Here is a 19,820-nt window from a genome sequence, read left to right as displayed (position 1 = left end):
ATGCTATGAAACAATGCACGACCATACTTTGCCTGATATGCCTGCTCGCCTTTGGCGGGCAGGCGCAGGTAAAACAACAAGCTATTAAAGCCGATCTGCAGATCCGGCAAAACCTGAGCGACAGCGCCCTGCTGGACCTCGTTCAAAAACAAACTTTCCGCTACTTCTGGGACTACGCCCACCCGGTTTCCGGGATGGCCCGCGAACGCAGCAACAAATCATTCGATTACGGCGACGAAGTAGTAACTACCGGCGGCACCGGCTTCGGCGTCATGGCTATCGTGGTAGCCACCGAAAGAGGATGGATCACCCGCGAAGCAGCCGTGGAACGTTTGCTCAAAATGATCGACTTCCTCCGCAAAGCAGATGCCTACCACGGCATCTTCCCCCATTGGCTCAATGGCGCCACCGGCAAAACCATCCCTTTCGGCCGTAAGGACGACGGCGGTGACCTGGTAGAGACATCCTTCCTCTTCGAAGGCCTGCTCACCGCCCGCCAATACTTCGACCGCAGCACTCCCAAAGAAGAAGAACTGCGTAATAAAATCAACTGGACCTGGAAGGAAGCCGAATGGAACTGGTACACGCAGGACGGGCGCAACGTCCTTTACTGGCACTGGAGCCCCAACAACGGCTGGAGCATGAACCACGAAATCAGGGGATGGAACGAATGCCTGATCACCTACGTGCTGTCAGCCTCATCTCCCACCTACGCTATACCCGCCTCCGTATATCACCATGGATGGGCCAACAATTTCTATTTCCGTAACGACCGCACCTTCTTTGGCATCAAACTGCCGCTGGGCATGGACTACGGCGGCCCGCTGTTCTTCTCCCACTACTCCTTCCTTGGCCTTGATCCCCACGGATTGAAAGACCGCTATGCCGATTACTGGGAGCAGAACACCAAACACACACTCATCAACCGTGAATACTGCGTGCAGAACCCGAAAGGCTTCAAAGGTTATGGCGCCAACACCTGGGGCCTCACCGCCAGTGACACCTATAACGGTTATGACGCGTCCTCTCCGGCAAACGATCACGGCACCATTACACCTACCGCCGCCTTGTCCGCATTCCCCTATACACCGGAATATTCCATGCAGGCACTCAAACATTTTTACTTCCAGCTGGGCAATAAGATCTGGAGTGAATACGGCTTCACCGACGCATTCAACGAAACGCAGCAATGGTATGCCAAATCACATCTCGCCATCGATCAGGGGCCAATCATCGTCATGATAGAGAACTACCGCAGCGGGCTGTTATGGAAGCTGTTTATGAGTTGCCCGGAAGTACAGGCAGGATTAAAAAAACTGGACTTTACCAGTCCGCATATGAAATAACCAGTCATGCTGAATTTACCTCGTATACTGACAGTGCTGCTGTCATGCTTATTGTCATTGCCGGCCTACGCACAACAAACCACCTATTGTAATCCGATCAATATAGACTACGGCTATTGTCCCATTCCCAACTTCACCGAATGGGGCAAACACAGGGCCACCGCCGACCCTGTGATCGTAAACTACAAGGGGGACTTCTACCTTTTCTCCACCAACCAGTGGGGATACTGGTGGAGCCCTGACCTCAGCCAGTGGCATTTTGTATCTCGCAAGTTTCTGAAGCCCTGGCACAAGGTATATGATGAGCTGTGCGCACCGGCCGTATGGGTGATGGGCGATACCATGATGGTCTTCGGTTCTACCTATAGCAGTAATTTTCCCATCTGGATGAGCACTGATCCCAAAGACAACCAGTGGAAAGAGGCGGTGGACTCTTTCGCTGCCGGCGGCTGGGACCCGGCTTTTTTCCTGGACGACGATGGCAAGTTGTACCAGTACAACGGCAGCAGTAACCGCTATCCGTTATATGGCGGAGAAGTAGACCGTAAAACATTACAACTGAAAGGCGCCCGCAAAGAGTTGTACATGCTGGAAGACTATCGTTATGGCTGGCAGCGATTCGGGGAATATATGGACAACACTTTCCTCGACCCGTTTATCGAAGGCGCCTGGATGACCAAACACAACGGTAAATACTACCTGCAATACGGCGCTCCCGGAACAGAGTTCAGCGGTTATGCCGACGGCGTGGTAGTGTCTGACCATCCGCTGGGGCCCTTCCGGCCGCAGGCCCACAACCCATTCTCCTTCAAGCCCGGAGGCTTTGCCCGCGGCGCCGGCCATGGCGCCACTTTCCAGGATAACAAAGGCAACTGGTGGCATGTGTCCTCCATGGTCATCGCTGTAAAAAACAGTTTCGAAAGAAGACTCGGTTGCTGGCCCGCCGGTTTTGACAAAGATGACGTACTCTATTGCAACACCGCTTTCGGGGACTATCCACATTATCTCAACAGGGGCAGTAACATCAACTCCTTCGAAACCGACAGCCGCTCCTTCACCGGGTGGATGCTGCTGAACTACAACAAACCGGTGATCGTTTCCTCTACACTTGGCGGATACCTCCCCAACAACGCGGTCGACGAAAACATCAAGACCTACTGGAGCGCCGCCACCGGCAACAAGGGAGAATGGCTACAGAGCGATCTCGGCGAAGTAAGCACCGTCCACGCTGTACAGATCAACTATGCCGATCAGGATGCGCCGTTCCTCGGCAAACAAACCGGCATCTATCATCAATACCTGCTCTACTATTCCCTGGATGGAAAAAAATGGCAGGTACTGATTGACAAAAGCAATAACCAGGCAGATGTGCCGCATGATTACGTTGCGCTTCCACATCCCGTAAAAGCCCGGTACATCAAACTGGTGAACGTTCATATGCCGGGTGGCACATTTGCCATCAGCGGACTGCGTATATTCGGCAAGGGCAACGGTCCCGCACCCGACTCCGTCAAATCGTTCGTAGTGCTCCGCACGGAAAAGGATAAACGCAGCGCCTGGATTAAATGGCGGCCGGTAGACAACGCCTACGCATACAACATCTATTTCGGCATGGCTCCCGATAAACTGTACAACTGCATTATGGTGCACAACGCCAATGACTATTTCTTCAAAGGGATGGATAAGGACCTTCCATACTACTACAGTATAGAAGCCATCAACGAAAATGGTATTTCCGCCCGGACAGCGCCGATAGCGGTCCCGTAATATTATTCAACAACAAAAGCCAGGGGGAGATCATTTGGTGATCTCCCCCTGGCTTTTGTTTTATCTGAACGAAAACCTACTTGATTTCCGCATCCATTTCCTGATTGCCTCTTTCCCAGATTTTATATTTTACGCTAAACCCTTTGGGTACATACACCACAATCGGCAGCTTGCTGTTGTAACGCACCAGTTTGGTGCTGAAGATAAACTTGTCCTGCAGCGTTTTATCGGGGCAGGCCATCAATGTAGATCTTGTTTTACCGGTGGAAGTGTATTGGTAATAAGTATACCCCCACCCCTTTACATCTTTGGCGGCCCAGCTGCCGATCAGTCCATGGTGGTTACAATCCACTTTCAGGGTTTTACCTGCCATGATTTCCACCTGGTAGTTATCTTCCGCATCTTTAGCGGGCAACTGGATAACAAAGCGTTCTACCCCTTTCCACGCTTTGGGAAATGGTTTCAGCTCTTTTTCCTGTGAATAACCTGCCGTCATGCCGGCACTCCATAGCAGCAACAGGAGAATGATATGTTTCATACTGTAATGTTTTATGCTATGTTAACAGCCGGGAAGCAGAATTGTTTGGAATGTTACTTTCGAACACTCGCGGGCTTATGCCTGTACCCCTGTGCCATCATTAGTATATTTTCATCGAGGGCCACTTCTATTTTGGCAATCGTTTCACTGGTAAAGTTATGCACACCGCTCATCCATTTACTGATTTCAGACTCCGATTTTCCCATCATTCTGGCTAAATCCGCCTGTGAAATACCCCGGTATTCCAATATGTCCAGAATCCGCTCACTGATGGCAAAGGAAAGGGCCACCTTCCGCTTAATAAAAGGGCTTGTCCTTTTACTGACCTCGTCAAATATTGGGCTTCTTTTTTCCATAGTTAATTCGTTTATAAACCTTCAAATGATATTATCAAATCTCTTCCCCGCTTCGGTATGAGTTTATTATGTCTGTCATACCCTAACTCACCCCACTTTATCTTCTCCCTAAAGGCCGTTTCAAACCTCTTCACTAACTTCCAATGCGGTAAACAATCCGGGCTGTCAGAGATTTTTTGAGAGGATTTTATCCCTCCATTTCCTAAAATGATACAGTTTTTGTTTAACCGTATACAATACAACCTGATATCCGATTCGGCCAATCGACATTCAAAATACTTCACTTTTAAGTTAAGTTCAAAGTTAATAAAATATCTTATTCAAAAGTGAAATGCCGGTAAAATTTTTCCGTAATCGGTAGCATGCAATAGCTATGCGTTACGGGTCACTGGAAGGAAGGATAAGTGCAACAAAAATAATCTAGCAAATTCTTACAAATGTTAACCCGATGTAAACGCTGTCAAAAAAAATAAAAAGCCCTGCTACCGTCGGCAGCAGGGCTTTCATCACTCCTCAAATCACTATTTCAGGAATATCTTTCTGACAGCGTTATTCTGCTGGTCCAGCACATAGATGTTTCCGCTTCTGTCCACATGAATGCCGTTCATGCTTTTGAATAGCGCCTCATTCAGTGTCCCGTCTTTATAACCGGATTTAAATGACTCAAAAGTGCCGGCTGCACCGGTAACTGTTTTTACGGTGCCGGAGGGGGTCACATACCGGATACACATGTTCATGTTATCCACAAAAAAGATGTTACCGGTAGTAGGATCTAACGTAGTACACAGCGGGCTGCCGAGGCGGGCGGCGGCGCCATCACCGTCCACAAATCCCAAATCAAAGAGACTTCCGCAGTGGTAGCTGTTTTGTCCGGACGTTGGCACTACCACTATGTAAGGATTGTAATAATCACCACCCGCATAATACAGTTTGCCCAATGCGTCCACCGCCATTTTATCGGGGACGGAGTGTGGAAAAGTGCTGAATTTGGTCAGTGAGCCGTTGGTTTCGCTTTTATACACCCCCTGGTACATTTTGCTGACATAAATAACGCCGTTGTTATCTACGGCCAATGCACCGGACAGATTATCAATAATATTCAGCACCGTACTAACCTGTCCGGCCGGCGTAATTTTGCGCACGTAATACCGTTGTCCTGTTCCGTCGAGCACATACAGGTTATCGTAGATGTCTGCGGTGATGGTACGGGGGTTTTGAAAGAGGGCATCAGCCAGCGGGCCGTCTACATGACCTCCTACTGCGCCGCCGGCATAATCACTTACCGTACCGTCGGGCGATATTTTTTTCACCTGCAGACCCTGCAGGAAATACAGGTTGCCATTGCGGTCGCCGGTAAGGCCTGTAGCGTTCGTGAACATACCGGTACCAGGGCCGCCCGCCAGCGTTACCACACCGGCGCGCTTAAACACCGGGCCTATAGCATCCAGGCTGCTCACTTTCACATTCACCGTGCCGGTAGTCACATTCACAGGCGCTATTACCGCAAGCGTGGTAGCAGTGGCGCTGACTACATTGGCCGTCACGCCGTTGAAAGTGACAATGTTTTCTGCCGGGTTGCTGCTAAAGCCGATACCGCTAACGGTGATGGTCGTACCGGCCAGGCCGTTGTCCGGAGACAGGCTTACCACGCCAAGGTTCTGTTCCCTGAACTGCGGACCGCCGGTTTCCTGACCGTTGACCCATACTTTCATATTTCCCGTACCTGCGCCTGCCGGAATGGTAACGATCAGTTCTTTTTCGCCCGCCTGTTTTACAACACCGGCAACGCCATTGAAGGTAACGTTGTTCTCCTCCGCCAGGCTGCTGAAGTTGGCGCCGGTGATGGTCACGTCCCTGCCGGCGGGACCACTTAAAGGAGCAATGGTGTTCAGCACCGGCGGAGGAATCACCGTAAATACCGGGCCTACGGTTTTCTGTCCGTTGATGGTCACACTCAGCGGACCGGTAGCTACATCGTCCGGCGTAGCAACCACCAGCTGCGTGGCAGTAGCGCTGATTACCGTCCCAACCTTTCCATTGAAAGCCACCGCATTACCGGCCGACACTGTATTGAACCCTTCACCGGTGATCGTCACATGGGTACCCTTACCGCCTTTCAGCGGTTTGATTTTACTGATATCCTGGAACAGGAACGCGGGCCCCGTCACTTCCTTTCCGTCAACCACCACCCTGATCGTTCCACTGCCGGCAGATACCGGTACGGCAGCAATCAACGTGGTATCGTTCACAGAAGTGATGGTCGCCTCTTTTCCGTTGATCATCACTTTGGCAGGCGCATTCATACTGCTGAATCCCTCGCCAATGATCACCACATTGGTGCCGGCAGGGCCATTCAGCGGGTTCACGCCACGCATACTCAGGTCCTGATAGGTATAAGTACCTGCTTCCAGGGTTTTGTCGCCGGTCTTAACGGACAACTTACCACTGCTGCCGCCGGCAGGCGCCAGCACAGTCATGATGGTATCATTCACGCTCACTACCGCAGCGGCGGTGCCGTTAAAGTCCGCCTCGCTATTTTTACGGTCAAACCCCGTACCGTGGATGGTAACAATGGTACCCGCCTTACCGCTGTTAGGCCAGAAAGAAGTAACAGACGGCGGTATCTCCATCGCTTCATCCCGGTTCCTTTTACAGGCTGTCAGCAAGAGCAGCCCGCATAAAAAATATAGCAATGATTTCATAGTCATCATTTTTAGAATGAATATCTCATCCCGAGCTGCACCTGTGCACGGGAGTTAAAAAAGTCGATCGCATAGGGCTTACCCGGATTTTCGTACAGGTATACCGGGTAGTTACCGGGATTCTGTTTTGCCGGGAAAGCGGGTGTCAGGCCCACACTGGCGGTAGAATTGAAAGTATTGGGAGAGAAATAGGATTTGCCCCAGTTTTTATTCAGTAAATTGGTCAGGTTCATCACGTCCACGGTGAAAGTGAGGAACTGGCTGCCCGGATCTCTGGAGAAATGAAACTCCTGTGCAAAGTGCAGGTCAGCCTGAATGTTCCATGGCGTACGGCCGGCGTTACGCTCAGTATATTGCCCACGACGGGTACGCAGGTATTTGTCGCCATCGATGTAATCATTGAAAGCGGCTGCCTGCGAAGCAGCGGTGACAGTTTCCCCGGCTTTGCTGGTATAGTCCTGGAAGAATTTTACAGCATCGCCTGCCTCGGGGATATACACCAGGCTTACCTGCTGCGGCAGTCCCTGAATACTGTTGTTCATGATACCATAGGTAAACGGACTTCCTGACTGCGCCGTGGCAAACAGATTGAGCGTACTTACCCAGCTGTTGTTCCAGCGGCGGACATATTGCAGGTTCAATACCAACCGGTGGCGGACGTCGAAATTGGAATACGCCAGTCCGGGGTTGTTGGGATTAAGCGCCTGGTTCAACTGCCAGTTACTTTCCATGGAGTTACGGATACCGTTGGACACGTCTTTGGACTGTCCGTAAGTATAGGCCAACGAGGCATACAAGCCGAAAGCGAAGTTGCGGTTAACGCTGCCGGTAACGCTATATCGGTAACCTTTACGGGTGTTGCTCAACTGGTAGGCGTTAGAGAAATGCGGATCTACAGTACCGCTGAAAACGGGTTGCTGTTTCGTACTGTCGTAACCGTAATAACGGGGATTATCTTTGATATTGATCTGCTGAAACATGACATCTTTCAGCGTTTTGGTAAGCATACCTTCTACGGTGAACTTATAACCGTTCATTGTTGTATAATCCACCGCTATGCTGGTACGCCATACCTGCGGCATCACAAAATTATTGTCAATAACATCTACCTGTGTTTTACCTGCCAGCGGATGATTGATCACCGTGCCGTTGCCGGCGATAAAGTCAGCAATGCCATGCTGACCAGGCTTTACAGGATCTGTACCAGGCACAAATACTTTCGCATCTGCTTTCTGATCAAAAGAACCGTAGTTGACACCGTTGTTATAATAAGCGTACGCCAGCCATGCAAAGGGAATGCGGCCGGTAAACAACCCGGTGCCGCCACGCAGCACCAGCTGCTGGTTGCCGTACCAGTCATACCGGAATCCCAGCCGGGGGGATAGCTGTACCTTATTCAGGTAGTTGTTGGTGATGCGGCTCAACGGCGTATAGGCATAGGTGGTACCGAAATAATCGTCCGTATAGGCATTGCGGACCTGATCACTCAACACCGGGGCGTTGGGCAACATGGTATAGTCTGCGCGCACGCCTGGAATCAGCTTCAGCTTCTCTGTCAGCTGGACCTCGTCCTGCGCGTATGCGCTGAGCAGGTTTACATTAAAGCGGGCTTCCGGATTGGCCAGTATATAACCGCGACCGTTATTGGAAAAGTTGTAGCTGCCACGTACGCGATAAGGCACGTTATTCAGATAGTCATCGATGCTGAGATAGTCCACACGGCCATTCCAGCTGTTCACAAAGCCATAGTCGATATGGTAAAACTCGTTGTGTGTTCCGAAGAGCAGGGTATGTTTCCCTTTTCGCAGGGTAAAGTTGTCTGTGATCTCGATAGTCCGTTGTTTCATATCGAAGATAGACGCTTCCCTGTCGGTGCCCCAATAGATGGTGGTACCGGGAGCGCGCCCCATGATCTGTACCTGTGGCAGTGCGGGATTGGCGGTAGGGTCTCGTTTGTCATGCACCACGGTATACCCTATGATCAGGCTGTTGGAAAGACGGTTATTGAAGCGGGTCTTCAGTTCAGCAACTGTGGACGTCTGGTTGTTGGTCTGTTCGTAGGCCATGCTGCTGAAGCGGAAATCCTGCTGGTCGCGGTCCATGTTCATCGCCGAGGAACGAATAGTGTTGTTACGGACAGACAGCTGGTTTTGATCGTTGATGTTCCAGTCGACACGATTGAAGAACTTCACGGACCTGGACCACGCATTGTAAGCACCGGCAGTGCCGGGATCTGTGTCCTTTCCATAACGTGCGATCGTAGCGTTGCGGATATCTTCCGCATCTTTGGTACTCAGGATATGCGCTGTTTCCGGGGTACCGGCTATCAGCTGTGCAGGGTCGCAGCGGCGGGTGATCTCTTCATTGGTAAAGAAGAACAGTTTGTTTTTGATGATAGGGAACCCTACACGTACGCCTGCCTGGTAATCATAAAAATCATTATCCATTTTACCGAGCTGCCCTACCTTGTCTTTTCCTGTGATGGCAGCGTTGCGGCCGAAGCCATAGATGCTGCCGGTCACTTTGTTGGTGCCGCTGCGGGTAACCGCATTGATACTGCCACCGGTAAAGTTACCGATCTTCACATCGAAAGGTGCGAGATATACCTGCATGTCTTCGATGGCATCCATTGATACGGCGTTGGTGCGGGTGCTCGAGCCGGGCATACCGGAAGAACCGGTGATGCCGCCCATAGAAGGGCTGAAACCTATCGCATCGTTATTGATGGCGCCGTCGATGGTCACGTTGTTATAGCGGAAGTTGGTACCGGCGAAAGAGTTGTCTTTGGAACCCTGCGGCACCATTTTAGTTACATCTGTGATGCTGCGGGAAATGGTGGGCATATTGGCCACCTGCAAACGGCTGATATGTTGACCTGCGCCGAAGGTATTGGCTTTAGCGCCGGCGCGGGTGGCTTTCACTTCCACTTCAGACAGCTGTTTACCTTTGTCCGTCAGTACAAAATTGAGCTGCAGCGGCTCGCCGAGGCGGATGGTAAAACCTTCCTGCGCCTGCGTTTCCATGCCCATCATGCTGACGGTAATGCTATATGGACCGCCTACACGAAGACCAGGCAGATAATACCTGCCGTCTGCCGTGGTGACAGTCCCGTATTTTGTACCGGAAGGCAAATGCACCGCCATCACCGTCACGCCGGGCAACTGTTCCTGTTTGTTATTGGTGATACGCCCGCCCCAGGCGCCGTTGGTCTCCTGTGCATAACTTCCCGGTACTATTATCAGCAGCAAAGGGAGTAAAAGTATAGTGTAGAATACCTGCTTCATCTTAGCTTATTGGATTTATTGGTTTTCACTGAGCACACTGTTAATGATATGCAGCACACCATTGCCAGTCAGCACATTGCTTTTAAGAATCGTAACGGGGCCTGTATTACCAGACCCTTGTATATTGACGCCGGTATATTTCACCCCTTCTTTCAACAACTGTATAGTGATGTTATTACCGTTATACATCGCCTGCTGGCTTCTGTCGGTAGCATCGGTAGTGAGCACATAGTCATATATAAAGCGGCGGCCTGTAAAAAAGGTATAGTCCAGCATCCGCTTCAGTACAGCAGGATCGGTTCTCCCCACACTGTCGGCAGAGGGAAAGCCTTTACTACGGAAAGCACTGTTGGAAGGTGCGAAGAAAGTATAGCTGTTTTTACTGCTCATCATGTCCTTCATACCGGCCTGTTGCAGCGCCACGTTCAGGAAGGTCAGTGTGGTATCAGCAGCGATGGCGTCGGAGAGCGTCTGATTCACCAGCGGCTGCAATACCTCGCTCATCACCTGTATCAACCCGTTGCTGGCTGGCAGATTGTAGGAAACAACCGGTGTTCCGTTGATAGTCAGCACCGTGTCCTGGCCTTTCACCCAACGGGTAGCATACATTTTGGCACCGGCAGCGGTGGTCAGTTCCTGGTTAAAAGCGAACGGCAGTTTGTTCAGCTCCCACGTGCCACTGAGCACGTGATAAGTCATTATATTGTTCAATACGGACGCTCTCTCCTGCAATACAATACTGGCGTTGGCATAGCCGGCCTTAATAAATGCATTATTGTCTGGCACCAACACCGTTAAGGGCCCTTCGCCAGCCAGTTTGGGGCCATAACCGGTACGTTCGATCACCGTGTTGAAACTGGAGAAATTAAATAGGTTATCGGCGATCACATAGGTGATACGGTTGCTTAACTGTTGGTCCGGTGTTGTCTTCTCATCCTTGCTGCAGGCAGTCATTAGTAACAGCGTCAAACCGGTATAGAAAATCCTTTTCATGATTGTTTGTTTTTAGGGAGATGAATGACTACGGCATGAACAACCCTTCGTTTACAACATGTACCACACCGTTCAGCAGGCAGATATTGGCTTCCGCCAGCGGCAACCGGGCGGTGGAAGATCCCAGCCGCTTCACGCCCACTCCGCCGCTACCGGCGGAGAAATCCAGTCTGTATATAACGGGCGCATTATTATACACGGCGCCTGGCCTCAGTAACATGCCGGAGACGCCTTTATTGACCATCAGCTCATTGGAAAAATACACCTGGTAGATGTTTCTCTGGCCATTATGGGCGGCGGTAGCACCCGCATAGTCCATACGATTGGGCAACAGGATGGAATCCATCGCCGTTGTGGGATAACGGTAGTAAAATTGTTCGTCGTAATCGGGATCACCAATGGGCAGCGACTTATAATTATATTGACGTATGTCCGCTATCGTATTAAAACCGCTTTTACGAAACGCCTCGTTGGTAGGAACTATCAGGGTGAACTGGCCCCCGGAAGAACCTGTGGCTGAAAGCACCGGCATATTTAACAACTCCCGGTCCCACGGGTTTTTATCCAGGTAAAGGCTGTCGTTGATCCGGCAGGCTTCCAGGTAAAAGCTGAAACGTTCGTCTGACTGCAGGAAGGACAACATGTCCTGCGTTGGCTTTTGCAATACCTTGTCTGCAGGATAGATGGTAGCAGTGGTACTTTCAAGGGCCTGTCCCCATTTGCTCACAGGCTGGCCGTTGATGTACAGGCTGTCATGATACCTCCCGGCATACAGCACATACTCATAGGGCGCAGCGCCTTCATACCCCGGCAGGCTGGCAGACTTCAGCAACGTCACCATGGCGAGATTACCGGTTACCTGCTCCAGGGAAGCAGGATGTACCTGATTGGCACTGATATGGAAAGACAACAGGCTGTCCAGCGTCTCCGGCATAGCCTGATTGATTTTTTCCAGGGTCCAGCCGGCTTGTTCAAACGCCTTGTCGGTAGGCGCAAAAATGGTGAACGATGCGGTGCCAGCATCCTGAAGGCGGGTATCGATATTAGCGCGTCTCCACGCCGTTTTAAAATAGGTATAGGGAGATTTCTCCAGCGTCTCTTTTAAGCCCAGTACTGGTCCGGTGTAGGGCACCGGCTCTCCCACAGGTTCCGGTTCTATATCCTGCTTACGGCAGGCCATAGCCAGCAACAGCAGTACAGGTAAGCAACATCTCAGCAGCCTGCCCGGTATGGTAAAAGATGTAAACAAGGTCATTGTCAATTAGCTTTAAACGTTTGTATCTATTTGCGTAAAGTGGCAGGGTCGAGTAACAGATCGTCGATGTGATGCACCAGTCCGTTGCTCATCAGATGGTCGGCTCCCTGCACAAAACCTTTACGGTAGCCCAGGGCTGACGGACCATTAGTACTGGGCTGACCGGTAACGACATCCATCATATGGATAAAAACATTTTCCGTGTTATTATAGGAATTGTAGTCGTAAACAGGTTTGATGGCAAAGTTCCCGATGTTGATCATGGAGGATATGGGACCGTAAGTGCCGGCTATCTGCGTCCAGTCAGTGGAGAAAATACGCTTCGGCTTTAACGCCAACGGGTATATGTTAAAGGCGACCGCTTCATATTTTTCCGGGTCCAGTCGTGCAGCGCTGTCGGCGGAGATATTGTATTTTCGGAACGCCTCATTGTCCGGTGCGAACACTGTAAATGGGCCTTTCTCCTTTAATCCGTCCCACAGCTTGCATCGTTTCATCACGGTGACAAAAATAGAGAGGCTGGTATCTGCCAGCAGGTGGTCCTGAATAGTGACCGGTTTAAAACCGAGCGGCTTGCGGATAACGTGCACTACGCCGTTAGACAAGGCCACATTGCGTTTAGGGGCATCGTATACCATAGCGCCATTCACAAACACATTCCGGTTTTCAGGAGGCGTATGTGTGGCGTTAGCTATATTGGCTACAGATACGTATAACTCGGCGCCTGCCAGCGTCACGTATTTGTTACCCATCTGCAGCGGAAACTCGGAGATGTACTTCCGGTCTTTAAACACGTGGTAGCTTACCAGCAGTCGCAGGCTGTCCGGGTTCATGGCGTCAAAATCACGCGCCCGGGTAATACCCATATCGTTGAAGGCTTTATTGTCCGGGGCGAAGCAGGTGAAAGGGCCGGTCTGGTTCAGACTGTCCAGCAGGCCGGCTTTCTGTATGGCAGCGGCAAACAGGCTGAGGTCATAGTTGTTGCGGATAAAGTCTCCCATGGCACGCACTGGAGCCGTCTCCCTCGGTGGCATCAGATCATCTTTCCTACATCCCGCTATCACCAGCAGGAAAAAGAAAAACAAGTAACGAAAAGTATTATATCGCATAATCATCATTGATTTAAAGACCTGCTAATACACAGGCGGTTCATACTTACGCTGAATCGTCATCAGGTAGAATTTACCATTGACATATTCGACGGTGTTAACAGTGGCGAAAGACCGGTTGAGATATTTTCCTGAACGGATAGTGACTACCATCCCCGTAAGGAAGTCCGCCACCATGGGAAAAGCCACAAACCCGGTGAATTTGTCAGGTCCTACCCGCAATTCAGTAAAGCGGCCATTGGACTCCGTCATATGCTGCAGAAACGGATTGTTCTCATAAGTGTATGCGGACGACAGGAAGGTAAATGTCTGCGCCCCCCTTCCGGTATATATCTTATTGGCAGAAGTATCCGGAAACAACGGAAAACTGTAGTAGGGACGCACCACCGGATCATGAGCGCGTATCACTGCGCCCATCAGCACGCCGGTGTGGCCGGCAACAGGCGTCTGTTGGTTTTGCTCACTGACATTGCTCAACGAATAATATACATTCATGGTATCGCGTATCTTCCTGTTATTGATGTCAGCAGTGGAGCGTACTTTTCCCCGCTCAAAGAAACCGGCAGCGCTAAGGTTGTAGAAATTGACATACACCAGCGAGTCTGAAAAAGGCTGATGGATAAATGTTTCTTTCCGGACATAGACATCCGGTGTTTTGGTGTCCCAGTCTTTCTCCAGTACATGCATGGTGTATACCTCCCTGCTGGCGAAGTCCACTACGGTATCGATGATGACCTGGCGCCGCAGGTCTTTCGGCAACTGAAAGAAGGGCACCTGGCTGATGGGACGGCTCACGAACATCACGCGGTGTTTTCCCGAAGGTATCTGTGCCCAGCTGGACAGGTCGTAGCCGTTGAGGACCGGTCCGGCCAATACTTTGGCGCTGCCGGGGTATTCCGTCTGAAACAGTGTGGTGTTGACAGCGTCCGGGTAAGGCCGTGCCCAGGCAGCGCGCTTGTCAAGGAAGTCACCGGTGGTTTTGGCCGCCACGGGGATACCATCAGCATCCAGCTCCGGGTCCATCAGGAAGGTGAGGAACGGCTGCGGCGCCTCTTTGTTGTCAACGGTGATGTTATAGTCCAGGTTATTGAATATCCGCAGGTAGGCCGGTTCCTCAATGTTGGTGTATTCCGTTTTCCGGCAAGCCGTACCTACAGTTATCCACAGTAAAAGCAAAAGAATGATTCTGTTATTCATGTTACTGATTGTGTTTGATGATGATCATCCGGGCTTTCTCGCTTCCCGGCTTGCTGGTGTTGAGGCGGCCGATCAGCGCCACGGTGTATACGCCGGCTTCGCTGAGCGGCGACTGCCCCGCGGGATACAACTCCGGCTGAGCAATAAAATCCCGGCTCCGTAGCGGTGTTACTTGCCGCAGCCAGTTGCCTGGCACTACCTCCTGCTTCGATGCATAGGCCAGCACGCTGTTGTAAAAATTGGCGTCCAGCATAGCGTAAGGGTTTTTCACCAGGGGGATGCCTAACTGCAACCGCTGACTGGCAACGCCATTGCCCAGCATTTGTCCGTCGTCTGTGGTGAAAGTCACCTCCGGCGCGTCGGCGCAGAAATTCATAAAGCGTATCCAGCTGGGGAATTCGATTTTAGCAAGACTGTAGCTGCCATCTTCCGTGGCACCGGTGTAAAAACTATTGCTCAGATTATTGGGTACCACGCTGATAGCCGCTTTCCCGGCCTTTTCGTATATCCATATCGTGCTGTTGTCACCGGGCAACAGCGAGATCATACTATCCGCCAACGTCGCTCCGGCAGCATCGGTCACCTTCAGTACATGCGTACCTGTTATAACCGGTTTAAAAACAGAGGCCGCGGAGAAGGCCAGGGTATTACCCAGCATATTACCATCTATCATTACTTTAATGGAATTACCCGGCAGCACATTCACCGCCTGCAGACGGGCATAGGTATTATTTTGAGGTTCTGCGTCGGCAATGATGCGGAAAGCATTATTCTTAGCCGGATAAGTCTCGCCGTTGTCGCTACCGGTCGGGTATTGGAAATTCGGCTGATCGGCCACCACAATGGTGTACACGCCACCGGGCTGGTAGGTCTTCAACGGCGCAAACGTCAACTTGCTGTCTACAAAACCATTCACCCGGGGTTTGGCTTTTACCCCGGGCAACATCATCGTTCCGGTCTGTGGGTTGATAACGTTGAGGTATTGTATACTGCCGCCTACCCCCGGCACCATCTGCCCGTTCATCGTCATCACCTTTAACTGATAGGTACCGTAAGGCAGCTCCACGTAATCGGAATACTTTCCTGCGCCGACGTTTTCCAGTCCGGCGATGGCAGTGCCATCAGCCCAGGTGACACGCATATCACCGCCGAACGGCATGTTGGCGGAACTGAGGTTTAACAGCCGCACCTTGCAGCGTTCGGGATTCGCCGGCGGCGACACCGAGCGGGGAATAGCAAACAGGGAATCTGTTAACTGCCCTGCATTGGGCGCGAAATAAGTGAAGTAATAATCTACCGGGTGACTGAAATCGTCTTTCGCCACAAACCCCCTCGTCAGCGCCAGCGCGAAATTGCGGGCAAAAGAAGCGAAACGTATGTCCTTTACCGTACCGGCAGCGCCCACAAACTGCTGCGGGATGGTATAGGTAAGGCCCATCCGGCCGGTCTCCGGAAAGAAGGGCGTTCCTTTTGTCGTGTTCTGATCATAATACCCTTCCGCATTAGGCAACACAAAAGCAGACAACTGCTTCCCGCCGATCATCAATTCCGTGGCGCCCCGCAGGTTCACAATACGGACGCTGGAAGCAGCATCGGCCTGCGGATTGACGCGGTTGTCGTACGCAAAGTCCACCTTCTTGGTGCAGGACGTCATGGTCCCGGCACTCAACAGGTACAACATCACCGTGTGTAAGCATCTTTTCATCGTATTCAGATTAGCTTGTTTCAATTAGTATTTACAATGTGTAGCTCAGTCCCAGCATGATTTCCGTACCACGTTTATAACTGCGACGGATATACTCCTTTCCGTAGTACTTACCTCCTGTATTGGGATTGGCATATACCTCCTGCAATGGCCTGTCAAGGATATTTTTCGCGTATCCCTTAAACATCAGGCGTTTGTAAAGACGCTGGCTCAGCACAAAGTCCAGTACCGGGTTGGGACGGGTATACAGATCAGGCGTTCCATCCAGGTTCACCTGTATCAACCGCTCGCCCACCATATTAAAAGTGACGGTCATGTCCGTACCCAGCCTCGTGTTGAGGTAATTGAGGAATACGTTAACAGCGTAAGGCGCCTGTTCAAACAACGGGCTGTTGGAGGGAGAACGGCGGTCCAGCGCCTGTGAGGCCTGCATTCTTTCCGCCGTCTTTTTGATTTCGCTCTGCGCGAGCAGAAGGTTGGCGCCCAGGTTAAAGTAGTTGAGCGCCGGCACCAAAGTGCCTAAGTTCTTTACTGCTTCCAGCTCTATACCGTATACCCGTCCTTTGTTAGGATCATTCTGGAATTCAATCGCGGGGAACTCCGGGAAACGGGCATCCAGACCGGAAGATTGTTGTTTGTATACTTTCGTCAGCTGGTTATCGATCTCTTTATAAAAAACAGAAGCAGACAGTACCTCTCCGCCTGAAGGGAACCATTCCCAGCGGAAATCATAGTTGGTGGTCAGTTGGTTTTTCAACCTGGGATTACCCACCACGAGGGCAAACTGGAACGGATCAAAGTCAAAAACGTTGGTCAGTTCCCGTAATTCCGGACGCGCCAGCGAGTTGCTGTAGCCCAGCCGGAAATTCATTTTTTTATTCAGTGTATAGGTCAGGTTAGCAGAGTAGTAAGGCTTGTAGTCTGTTTTGTAGATAGTGTTAGGCTCGGTATACACCAGGTTTACTTTGTTGCCGTCTTTATCGGGCGTGCTGATGGATGGGTCCAGGAATACACCGGCGGTGTCCACCGCGGCCTGTATGTCGGTCAACTCAAAACGCACGCCGCCGGTGAAACGCAGGTTGTCTGTCAGATGCAAATCGAGCATACCATAGAAAGCACGGGTTTCATAAAACCCTTTGTAGTTGTTGGGTGACTTCTGGATATTATACAGGAAGCCACCGGTCATCGGCTGTCCTTCGGGGTTATAGGCAGCAGGCGGACGGATACCGATACGGTCGTGCCCTACCAGCCTGTTGAGATCACCGTTCACTTCATACAAGGGTAAAGCCTTGTTGGCAGAGTAGTTGGAGCCAGGCAGGAATAACACGTTCTCTGTAAAGTCACGTTTACGGTGTAAGTAGTTTACGCCGGTTTTAAATTCCTGTCTCAGGCCCAGTGCTTTAAACGGGATCGTGAGATCCGCCTTATAGTTATAGTTGGTTTCGTGCAGCTTGCGGAAACGGCGGCCGTTAGGATCGGCCTGGATGATGCCGTAGGGACCATAGCCATTCACATATCCCGACACGAGAGAATATAAATCCGGGGAATAAACATATTCCGCAGAACCGCCGGGTGTCGGAGAAGGCTTCTGGTAAGCGCCGCCACTCACCGGTTTGTAATCGGCCAGGTTCACAAAACGATAGTCAGGATCATCCTGGCTGGAAGAAGAGGTGGCCAGGTTGTAGCTCAACCGCGGGCTGTATTCCCCTTTCGTCAATTTATGTTCGCCCTGCAGATTAAACGTATTGAGTGTACGATAACTCTGCTTAAGCGAATAGATAATGTTGGACACCGTACCTGGCAGACCGGTATATTCGTAAGCACCGAAAAGGTTGCTGGCTCTGGTCTCCGCGCCACGGCTACCGAGGTATTGCATACTGATTTCATGCTGCGGGTTAAAGCGGTAAGCCAGGCCACCGAGGAAGCCGTAGTTCAGGTTTTGTACGCCGGTGTTCTCTTTATACGTCAGGTATTTCCCCAGATGGATATTATTGGGGGTGATGTAGTTGGGGATAATACGCGGGCTGTACACGTCATTGCTGCCAGTCAGTACGCCCTGGTAGATGCTCCACTGCGTCAGCTCCCCACCGTAGGTATCGGTCACACGGTTATAGTAGTTGGCCCCTGCGATAATACCTACCTGGTGTTTTTTAAATACTTTGAAGTTGTTGCCATAAGTCAATGCATACTGCTGATTGAGTGGCGCCGATTTATATTGCGTTGTCAGCACCGGGTCAAACTGATGCATGATACGGTTGATGCGCGCAGCCTCGGCCTGCAAAGCAGGGTCGTTGCGGCTGAAAGCGATTTTATCCTGTATCTCGCGAAGACCGTTAGGGTATTGTTTGGCCAACGCCAGGAACTCGCTGCTCAGTCCTTTGTCTTTAATTTTCCCGCCGAGGAAACCGTTTTCACTGTTGTAGAAACTGTTGACTTTTCCGCCAAGACCAACCTGAGTATTAAAACCGCTCTGTATGGTGATATTAAACGTTTGACGATCGGGGATGGATTTTGTTTTTAGTTCCACGATACCTGCGGAAGCATCTGCCGGCTTATCGGGCGTACTGCTTTTATACACGGTGATATTGTCGAGCAGGCTGGAAGGCACCAGGTCCAGCGGGATAGCGCTGCGATCGGGATCGGAAGAAGCGAGGCGTACGCCGTTGAGCTGACCTATCACGCTACGGTCTCCCAGGCCGCGGATAGCCACGTACTTCTCATCCGTAACCGTAACACCGGACACGCGCTGCAATGCCTGAGTAGTAGTGATACTGGCGGTCCTTTCTATGTTCTGTGCGGAGATGCCGTCAGATATCACGGCGGCGTTTTTACGGTCCGTCAGCAGCGAGGCTTCCGTATTGGTACGGCGGCGGGCTTCTACGGTTACGCCGCCCAGTGTTTTGCTGTCGGCCTGTATATGGATGTCGAGCGCTTTGCTGGCGCCTACTTTCACCATTTTAGTGGCATACCCTACGAAGTACACCACCAGTACGTCAACCGTGTCTTTTACTTCCACGGTAAAGCGCCCGCCGGCATCGGCAGTGAGGTGGCTACCGCTGCTCTGCACCAGTATCTCCGCACCGCCAATGGGCGTGTTTTTTTTGGCATCCCTTACCACGCCGCTCAGCGTGCGCCATTTACGGGGCGCTTCTGTTTTGGGTTGTGCTTTACGGATGACGATCTTTTTGTTGTCGGCCATTTCGAACTCCAGACCGGTGCCCTGCAACAGGTAAACCACCACTTCCTGTACAGTCTTGTTGTCGAAGCTGACGTTGTATTTTTTGCCGGAGGCATTCACTTCGGCAGGGTTGTAGAAGAAGGTAACACCGCCGCGCTGTTGCACCAGTTCGAAGCAGCGGACCAGTCCCTCGTTCTTAAAGCTGATACTGATCTTTTTTGCCAACGCATTTTCCTGGGCGGTCGCTGTTGCCAGGAAACACAACACCAGCGCCAGGCTGCACACCCATCTCCATCCTGTCTGTTTTAATCCCGGTAAAATTTTTCCCTTCATTCGTTTTGATTGTTTTTTTGAAAAAAGATCCCCGTTACCACCGCTTGCGCGGTGGTG

The 19,820-nt window shown here is 51.2% G+C and carries 12 protein-coding genes; 2 read left to right on the top strand and 10 right to left on the bottom strand.

What is annotated here, in order from left to right:
* Nucleotides 1-5 precede the first annotated feature (5 nt).
* Both B5D63_RS04760 and B5D63_RS04755 read left to right on the top strand, forming a co-directional pair.
* The gene (locus B5D63_RS04760; RefSeq protein WP_078667596.1) at nt 6-1,346 is read left to right on the top strand and encodes a glucoamylase family protein; all 1,341 of its coding nucleotides are present in this window, start codon (nt 6-8) and stop codon (nt 1,344-1,346) included.
* Between the two features lie 6 nt (nt 1,347-1,352).
* Nucleotides 1,353-3,113 (top strand): family 43 glycosylhydrolase, encoded by a 1,761-nt coding sequence (locus B5D63_RS04755; protein ID WP_078667595.1) that lies wholly within the window; start codon nt 1,353-1,355, stop codon nt 3,111-3,113.
* Between the two features lie 76 nt (nt 3,114-3,189).
* On the opposite strand, the gene eco is transcribed toward B5D63_RS04755, so the two are convergent.
* The 10 genes from eco to B5D63_RS04700 form a co-directional block, all read right to left on the bottom strand.
* Complete coding sequence (eco, locus tag B5D63_RS04750) at nt 3,190-3,651, bottom strand: serine protease inhibitor ecotin (protein ID WP_143312762.1); 462 nt, start codon at nt 3,649-3,651, stop codon at nt 3,190-3,192.
* A gap of 53 nt (nt 3,652-3,704) precedes the next feature.
* Entirely contained in the window at nt 3,705-4,007 is a 303-nt protein-coding gene (locus tag B5D63_RS04745; protein ID WP_078667593.1) for a helix-turn-helix domain-containing protein, read from the bottom strand.
* Between the two features lie 521 nt (nt 4,008-4,528).
* The gene (locus tag B5D63_RS04735; protein ID WP_159455887.1) at nt 4,529-6,709 is read right to left on the bottom strand and encodes an IPT/TIG domain-containing protein; all 2,181 of its coding nucleotides are present in this window, start codon (nt 6,707-6,709) and stop codon (nt 4,529-4,531) included.
* An 11-nt stretch (nt 6,710-6,720) separates the two neighbouring features.
* Nucleotides 6,721-9,993, bottom strand: a complete 3,273-nt coding sequence (locus tag B5D63_RS04730) for a TonB-dependent receptor (protein WP_078667590.1) — start codon at nt 9,991-9,993, stop codon at nt 6,721-6,723.
* A gap of 15 nt (nt 9,994-10,008) precedes the next feature.
* Nucleotides 10,009-10,986, bottom strand: coding sequence for a fasciclin domain-containing protein (locus B5D63_RS04725; RefSeq protein WP_078667589.1), 978 nt, complete (start codon nt 10,984-10,986; stop codon nt 10,009-10,011).
* Nucleotides 10,987-11,014: 28 nt separating this feature from the next.
* Entirely contained in the window at nt 11,015-12,241 is a 1,227-nt protein-coding gene (locus B5D63_RS04720; protein WP_078667588.1) for a fasciclin domain-containing protein, read from the bottom strand.
* A gap of 26 nt (nt 12,242-12,267) precedes the next feature.
* Nucleotides 12,268-13,350: a fasciclin domain-containing protein gene (locus tag B5D63_RS04715; protein WP_159455886.1), complete on the bottom strand. Its 1,083-nt coding sequence runs from the start codon at nt 13,348-13,350 to the stop codon at nt 12,268-12,270.
* A gap of 24 nt (nt 13,351-13,374) precedes the next feature.
* Nucleotides 13,375-14,547 (bottom strand): hypothetical protein, encoded by a 1,173-nt coding sequence (locus B5D63_RS04710; protein WP_078667586.1) that lies wholly within the window; start codon nt 14,545-14,547, stop codon nt 13,375-13,377.
* Between the two features lies 1 nt (nt 14,548).
* Nucleotides 14,549-16,252, bottom strand: coding sequence for a DUF4397 domain-containing protein (locus B5D63_RS04705; protein ID WP_143312761.1), 1,704 nt, complete (start codon nt 16,250-16,252; stop codon nt 14,549-14,551).
* 31 nt (nt 16,253-16,283) lie between these two features.
* Entirely contained in the window at nt 16,284-19,763 is a 3,480-nt protein-coding gene (locus B5D63_RS04700; RefSeq protein WP_078667584.1) for a TonB-dependent receptor domain-containing protein, read from the bottom strand.
* Between the last annotated feature and the right edge of the window lie 57 nt (nt 19,764-19,820).

Source organism: Chitinophaga eiseniae, assembly GCF_900167135.1.
In the GTDB taxonomy this organism is placed as follows: Bacteria; Bacteroidota; Bacteroidia; order Chitinophagales; family Chitinophagaceae; genus Chitinophaga; species Chitinophaga eiseniae.
The sequence above is the reverse complement of the archived record's forward strand: the minus strand, read 5'-3'. Positions and strand labels throughout refer to the sequence as shown.